This window comes from uncultured Rothia sp., from assembly GCF_937976295.1.
Lineage (GTDB): Bacteria > Actinomycetota > Actinomycetes > Actinomycetales > Micrococcaceae > Rothia.
On sequence record NZ_CALJRY010000202.1, the window covers coordinates 1 to 6160 of the forward strand.

Sequence of the window (6160 nt, forward strand, 5' to 3'; positions counted from 1 at the left end):
CCGCCGGCAGCGGTGCAAGCGGCGGCGGCCGCTACTGCGGCAGCGCCGGTGCAGGAGCGCCCTGCCAAGGATGGCCGCAAGAAAGCGGAAGAGCCGCCTGCGGAGCCGGTGGACCCGGTGGAAGAGGCTAACGCGGAGCTGGCCCAGCAGCAGCTGCCGCCCTGGCTGCAGCCGTAAGACGGCAAGAATGACCACACTGGCCCCCACCAGTGTGGTTATCTACCTCCCACGGCCCGCAGGTACGCGGGCCGTTTTTGAATACGAACAAGGAACCCCGGCATGCGGCTCGCAGTCCAGACAATGAAGGCCATCGAAGACCAGATGAAGGCGGACCAAGGCAATGCCTTCCGCTACTGGCTGCAGCGCGTGCTGCCGCACATGGGGGATGCGTACCGGCAGGATGAGGCGGGGCACCGGGCGCACCTGGGCGCGTCCGTCATTGGTGGCAGCTGCCCACGAGACATCTGGTACAGCTTCCGCTGGGCCAAGCTCCTGAAGTTCGACGGCCGCCTGCTGCGGCTGTTTAACCGTGGGCACCTGGAAGAGGCCCGCTTTATTGCCTGCCTGCTGGCCATTGGCGTGGAGGTGTTCCAGCAGGACGCCACCGGCAAGCAATTTCGCATCAACGACGTGGATGGGCATTTCGGCGGCAGCGGGGATGGCATTGCGCGGGGGATCCCGGACCTCGGGCCGGACCAGTACGTGCTGCTGGAGTTCAAGACGCACAATCGTAAGAGCTTTGACACGCTGAAAGCGCAGGGGGTGCGCAGCGCGAAGCCTGAGCACTATGTGCAGATGAACATTTACATGCGCAAGATGGGCCTGGCGGTGGCGCTGTACATGGCCGTGTGCAAAGACACGGACGAGATACATGCGGAGCTGGTAGAGCTGGACCCGGAGTGCGCGGATATGTACCTGGAGCGGGCCAAGAACATCATCTGGCTCTCCAAGCCGCCGCAGGGGGTAAGCGATAACGCGGGGTACTGGGAGTGCCGATACTGCGATTACCGCAAGCTGTGCCACATGGGAGATACCAGCGAGGTGGACCGCAATTGCCGGACGTGCCAGCATGGCAGGGTAGCGGCAGGCGGGGTGTTTGAGTGCGCGAGAGACGGCCACAGGTTGGACGTGGCGGCGCAGCACGCGGCGTGTGAGCACTACCGCATCGGGGAGGCCTTCAGCCGTGGGGTATAACCTCTACTGGTATCAGCAAGAGTGCGTCGACAGCATCTTCGAGTACTTCCGGCACAAGAAAGGGAACCCCGTGGTGTGCCTGCCCACGGGCACGGGCAAGAGCCTCATCATAGCGGAGTTCGTGCGTCGGGCGTTCGCGATGTATGCGAACCAGAAGATGCTGGTGCTGACGCACAGCAAGACGCTTGTGGAGCAGAACGCGGAGCGGCTGCGGCAGCATTGGCCGCAAGCCCCCTACGGCATCAATAGCGCCGCCCTTAACCGCCGCGACACGCTGGAGCCGATCATTTTCGGGGGCATTGCGAGCGTGGCGAAGAGCTGGCAGAGGTTCGGCCGCGTGGACGTGGTGCTGATTGACGAGGCGCACCTGGTGAGCCACACCGAAACGACGATGTACCGCAAGTTCCTGGACAATCTGAAAGAGGTGAACCCACACCTTGTGGTTATCGGCCTCACCGCCACGCCCTGGCGGCTGGGGTACGGCACGATTACGGACAACGTGAAGACGGCCAAGGGGGAGCTGAAGAGCCTGTTCACGGACATCTGCTACGACCTCACGACTCCGGACAATTTCAACCGCCTGATCGCTGAGGGCTTCCTGTCCCCACTCACTACCAAGCGCACGAAGTACGAGCTGGACGCCACCGGGGTGCACATAGTGGCGGGGGATTACAACCAGAAGGAGCTGCAGCTGGCCGTGGATAAGGACACGGTGACGGCGGCGGCGCTGGATGAGGCGGTGGTGCTGGCGGCGGACCGTTTGCATTGGCTGGTGTTTGCGAGTGGGGTAGAGCACGCGGAGCACGTGGCGGAGGCGCTTAACCGGCGGGGCATCCCTGCGGGGTACCTCCACAGCAACATGCCCCAGCAGGAACAGGATGAAGCCGTCCGGCGGTTCAAGAGCGGCGAGCTGCGCGCCCTGGTGAACAACAATATCCTGACCACCGGCTTTGATTTCCCGGAGCTGGATTGCATCATTGTGCTGCGCCTGACGGAAAGTGTGGTGCTGTGGCGGCAGATGACGGGGCGGGGGACGCGCATTGCGGAAGGCAAGCGGGATTGCCTGGTGCTGGACTTTGCCCGGAACACGGAGCGGCTGGGGGCGATTAACCATGCCTACGTGCCGCGCAAGCCAGGTACCAAGGGCGGGGGCAGAGCGCCGGTGAAGGAGTGCCCGGCGTGCGGGAACTATTGCCACCTGAGCGTCAAGGTCTGTGAGAACCTGCTGCCGGATGGCCGCAGGTGTGGTCATCTTTTCAACTTCGAGTTTAAGGTGAAAACGACAGCGAGCACGGAAAGCATCATTGAGGGGGCGCTGCCGAAGCTGGAAATACGGAAGGTGGACCTGATTACCTACGCGGTGCACCACAAGGCAGGCAGCCCGGACATGCTGAAGGCGACCTACTATTGCGGGTTGAGCAAGTTCGATGAGTATGTGCACCTGGAGCACCCGGGGTACGCGGGCAAGAGGGCGCGGGAATGGTGGCGGCTGCGGGATGGCAGCGGGGGGCCGGTGCCGCGCAGTACGGCAGAGGCGCGGGAGAGGGTGGAGGGGTTGCGCAGCCCTACCCACCTGCGAATTTGGATCAACAAGAAATACCCTGAAATCCTGGGCTACTGCTGGGACGGCAGCGCGTTTGGAACGGCGAAACCTGTAACCGGCGGTGCCAAGGTGTAAATGATGTAACTCTGCTTTGTGGTTGAAATTAGATGTACTACCATGCGTTTCATGTGGGGCAGCCCCTGCAACCTTGGAGGTAAACACAAAATGAAACGCGACGAAATGAGAAAAATCCTTCGCCAACACAAAACCGTGGGCGTGAGCTACATGACGATGGACGAACTGCGCGCCGAGTGCGAGAAGCTGGGCTACGATGTGGGTGTGAAGCCGGAAGTGAAACCCGCTGAGAGCGACGAGTCTGGCTTTGATGCCATGAACGACAGCTTCAATGACATGCCGACGCCGGTGAGCGGCAACCCGTTTGCCAGCCTGGTGGAGCAGGTGACGCGGGAGGTGCCGCCGGAAGAGGCGGTGGGCAAGGGCGTGGAGTACAAACCGAAGCGCACGCTGTGCGAGTACCGGAATGGGGTGGTGGCACCGCTGCGCGGGGTGTGCCGGGATGTGTGGGATTACTGCAATGAGCTGCTGGAAGATGAGGATGACCACAGTTATCTGACTAAAGAGTTCTTCCAGAAGGTGACGGCGCACGGCAAGGAAGTCGGCTGGAACGCCAACAATGTGAGCCAGGAAGTGTGCCGCTGGCGCAAGTTCTGCGGCTACAAGCGCGTGCAGAACGGCGATTGGCAGCTTGGCGGGGAGGCGCTGTGATGGAAAAGTGGCTGGTGCTGGACACGGAGCACATGCGTGTCAAGGCCGTTCTCTGCAGCCAGCAGGACGCGATCAAGTGGCAGGAGCTGTGCTGCAGCGGGGTGGCAAGTACCGTGCTGCAGCCGCTGGATGTGCTGGTGCTGCGGTTTACGGACGGGCAGCTGGTGGCGCTGTACGTGAACCTGGTGGGGCACGGGACGCCGGATAAGCCCCGGATGGCCACACTGCGGTATGTGCTGTGGCAGATGCTGGCCAAAGCACCGTACACGGATTACAGCCCGGCGGAGCTGGGGGCGCAGCACCAGGAAATGATGATGAACGATGTGCAGCTGCAGGCAGACGAAGGGTACGAGCAAGACGAGCTGCCCAGCTACCAGTACGTGCGCCACAGCTATGGCGCGCGGCAGGCCCCGTACGAACCGGAAACGGGCGTGCGAATCAACGTCAACAATGAGGGCGAACAGTTCCTGTGGCGGCACTATGCCACGGCTGTGATGCGCCCCAGAAGATAAGAGGAACAACGATGAACAACGAGATTACTTTCACGGAAGACACGCTGGCCGCGGACCCCACGGTGTCCTTTTTCAGCGCTCCCCTGCCGCAGCACGTGCAGGAGGAGGTGAAGCTGGCGCAAGAGAAGCAGAAGCGGCGCAAAATGGCCCAGCAGGCCAGCCAGCAGGTGGCCGAGGCGATCAAGGCACAGACGGACCTGGAAACGGCTGCTGCCACGCAGATGGCCATGCGGCAGGTGGATGAAGAGCTGGCTGAGGCTGCCCAAGAGGAGACGCCCCGCAAGCGCTACGAGCGCAAAATTACGGTCGGCGTGGATGCCATGCCGATTCGTAACGGTGTGCGGCACCCCCGCCCTGGCACCAAGGCATATGTGTTCTGGAAGCTCTACACGGAGCTGAGCAAGGAACAGCGCTCGCCCGTCGCGTTCGGCGACGCCCGTCCGCACATTGACAACCTGGGCATGAACCTCAATTCTGCGCGCCTGGAGTACGCGGAGTGGCGGAAGTTCTTCGGCGTATCCGGCCGTGTGTACACGAAGGAGCAGATTGCACGGCGGGCAGCCTACCCGGAAGGAAAGTGACAGCAGTGTGGTAAACTTGCACCGTTGCAAGGTTGCATTTTGGGAAGACCTGACGTTTCTCACGTCGTTTACCTCCATTAACCCGCGCAGTGGGCAAGGCTGCGCGGGTTTTTTTTTGACATACGGGTTGCAAATGGTTACAGCCAGGAAATGAGGGTGGGCGGTACCATGGCTGCACATTGGAGGTAACACACAATGAAAGAAACAATGACGCAGATGTGGCACGATGTGAAGAAAGAACCCGCTGTGGACAACGGCGGGCTGACGCGGCACCAGCTGGCACGGAGCGGGCTGGCAAAGGGCACGGAGGCGCTGGAGGTGCTGGCGCAGCTGGGGGCGTGGGATGCCATGGCGCGGGGGCAGCTGGAGAACTACACCAGTGATTTCCGGGATTACAATCGGGCCATGAGCCTCATGGTGCAGAGCCTGGAGCTGACGGTCAACGAACTGAAACGGAGGTGCAAATGAATCTGATGCAATACGCAATGACTGCGCTGTGGCGGCGCATCCTGCAGGTGGCAGACAGAACAGAGGACCCGACAGGGTACTGGGTGGAGCTACACACGCTGGAGCTGGCTGCGGTGTATAAGATGGCCCTGGTGATAGCGGAAGAAAGGGGGCTGGTGGAGTTCTGCACCAGAGGTCCTAACCTGCGAGTGGGGTTGACGAAGGCGGGCTGGGAATACGTGCGCCTGGACTTTCACACCCCCGTGGTTATCAACGACGAAGAGCGCAAGGTGCCGCAATACGCCAGCGACGGGGCAGCATGCTTTGACATTGAAACCAACGAAAGCGGCCTGGTGCCGGCCCACGGTTCCCACACTTTCGGTACCGGCATCCATGTTCAGCTGCGCCTTGGGCAGGTGCTGCTGGTGTACAGTCGCAGCGGCATGGCTTTCAAACACGGTGTGCGCCTCGTTAACAGCGTGGGTGTCATCGACAGCGACTACCGGGGTGAAATCCAGGTTGGCCTGCGCAACGACACCGACACCCCGTACAGCGTGAAGAAGGGGGACCGCGTGGCGCAGGGGCTCATTATGCCCGTGCGGCGTGTGAAATGGGTGAAGCTGCAGGAGCTGGACCCTACGGCGCGTGGCCACGGCGGGTTCGGCAGCACGGGAAGATAACATGAAACTCGAACATGATGATGTCCAGAACAGCCTCGGGTTGATGGAGGCCATGAATTGCTTCGTGGACTTCGGCAAGGACGAAATCCGGGATGAGGTGAACTACAAGGATGTGCCCAAGCCGCTGCGCGGGTACCTGCCGCTGCTGGAGGTGGGTGGGTACCTGTATTACTCGTGTGACGGCAGCTACAGGGTAACGCCCAAGGGCAAGGAATACCTCGGGCTGTAGCATCCGCTTGCACACAGTTACCAATTCTTACAGCTGCCCCGCTGCCGTTGGCCTACCATACACACATGGCGCAACGGTAGCGCCAGAAAGGAACAGAAAATGAAAGCAACCCTTGCACCCATCGCCCTCGCCCTTGCCCTGGCCGCCTGCGGCGGTGGTGGCGGCACCAGCACCAAAAGCGTGGATAA

8 protein-coding genes are annotated in these 6160 nt (G+C 61.6%); all 8 read left to right on the top strand.

Annotated elements, in window-relative coordinates:
- The first annotated feature begins 279 nt into the window (after window positions 1–279).
- The 8 genes from Q0216_RS05555 (at window position 280) to Q0216_RS05590 (ending at window position 5972) form a co-directional block, all read left to right on the top strand.
- Window positions 280–1194, top strand: coding sequence for a hypothetical protein (locus Q0216_RS05555; protein WP_298593597.1), 915 nt, complete (start codon window positions 280–282; stop codon window positions 1192–1194).
- Entirely contained in the window at window positions 1184–2872 is a 1689-nt protein-coding gene (locus tag Q0216_RS05560; RefSeq protein ID WP_298593600.1) for a DEAD/DEAH box helicase, read from the top strand. Before Q0216_RS05555 ends, Q0216_RS05560 begins: the two co-directional genes overlap by 11 nt.
- A 90-nt stretch (window positions 2873–2962) precedes the next feature.
- Entirely contained in the window at window positions 2963–3523 is a 561-nt protein-coding gene (locus Q0216_RS05565) for a hypothetical protein (RefSeq protein ID WP_298593603.1), read from the top strand.
- A complete protein-coding gene (locus Q0216_RS05570) occupies window positions 3520–4035 on the top strand; it encodes a hypothetical protein (RefSeq protein WP_298593605.1) in 516 nt (171 codons plus the stop codon). Before Q0216_RS05565 ends, Q0216_RS05570 begins: the two co-directional genes overlap by 4 nt.
- A gap of 11 nt (window positions 4036–4046) precedes the next feature.
- A complete protein-coding gene (locus tag Q0216_RS05575; RefSeq protein WP_298593606.1) occupies window positions 4047–4616 on the top strand; it encodes a hypothetical protein in 570 nt (189 codons plus the stop codon).
- 195 nt (window positions 4617–4811) lie between these two features.
- Complete coding sequence (locus tag Q0216_RS05580) at window positions 4812–5084, top strand: hypothetical protein (RefSeq protein WP_298593608.1); 273 nt, start codon at window positions 4812–4814, stop codon at window positions 5082–5084.
- Window positions 5081–5743, top strand: a complete 663-nt coding sequence (dut, locus tag Q0216_RS05585; RefSeq protein ID WP_298593610.1) for a dUTP diphosphatase — start codon at window positions 5081–5083, stop codon at window positions 5741–5743. The genes Q0216_RS05580 and dut overlap by 4 nt, the downstream gene beginning before the upstream one ends.
- A gap of 52 nt (window positions 5744–5795) precedes the next feature.
- Window positions 5796–5972 carry a hypothetical protein gene (locus Q0216_RS05590; RefSeq protein ID WP_298593611.1) on the top strand — a complete coding sequence of 59 codons (177 nt, stop codon included), beginning with the start codon at window positions 5796–5798 and terminating at the stop codon, window positions 5970–5972.
- Window positions 5973–6160 lie beyond the last annotated feature (188 nt).